The sequence below is a fragment of the Streptomyces alanosinicus genome (assembly GCF_014650595.1).
Lineage (GTDB): Bacteria > Actinomycetota > Actinomycetes > Streptomycetales > Streptomycetaceae > Streptomyces > Streptomyces alanosinicus.
The window spans coordinates 1-924 of sequence record NZ_BMVG01000150.1; the positions used below are offsets into that span (position 1 = coordinate 1).

The 924-nt window shown below is 70.5% G+C and carries 1 protein-coding gene; it reads right to left on the minus strand.

What is annotated here, in order from left to right:
• The coding region (locus IE277_RS46725; protein WP_189960218.1) for a ketoacyl-synthetase C-terminal extension domain-containing protein at positions 1-924 on the minus strand (924 nt) is incomplete at both ends.

Sequence of the window (924 nt, forward strand, 5' to 3'; positions counted from 1 at the left end):
GCGGGCTGGGTGTAGGCGGTGCTGTTCAGCAGTTCCTCGTCCTCGCCCCAGATCACCTCGTACAACGGGCGATCGAGGTGGGCGTCCACGGCGGACGCGACCTCGTCGAGGGCAGTGGCGAACACCGGGAACGCGGCGTGCAGTTCACGGCCCATGCCCAGGCGCTGGGCACCCTGGCCCGTGAACAGGAACGCCGTCCTGCCGTCCTGGACGGCTCCGGCGACGACGTCCGCCGACGCCGTGCCCTCGGCCGGCGTGGACAGGACGGACAGGGCGGCCAGCAGGTCCTCACGGGACTCGGCCAGGACGACCGCGCGATGGTCGTACGGGGTGCGGGTGAGGGCGGTGGAGTGGGCGAGGTCGGTCAGGGAGAGGGCTTCGTCGCCGAGGACGCGGGTGTACAGGCGGTCGGCCTGCTCGGCCAGGGCGCTGGGCGTACGGCCCGACAACAGCACGGTTGAAGAAGGGAGTTGGCGGTGCTCGGCGGTCGCTTCTTCGTCGTCGGTGGGTGCTTCTTCGACGATGATGTGGGCGTTGGTGCCGCTGAGGCCGAAGGAGGAGACACCCGCGCGACGCGGACGGTCGGTGGTGGGCCAGTCGACGGCTTCGGTCAGTAGCTGGACGTGGCCGGCTTCCCAGTCGACGTGTGGGGTGGGCTCGTCGAGGTGGAGGGTCTTGGGCAGGATGTTGTTGCGCAGGGCGAGGATCATCTTGATGATGCCGCCGACGCCGGCCGCCGCCTGGGTGTGGGCCAGGTTCGACTTCAGCGAGCCCAAGTACAGGGGTGCGGACTGGGGTTCGCGCTGTCCGTAGGTGGCGAGGACGGCCTGGGCTTCGATGGGGTCGCCGAGTTTGGTGCCGGTGCCGTGGGCCTCGACGGCGTCGACGTCGGCGATGGTCAGGCCGGCGTTGTCCAGGGCGGCG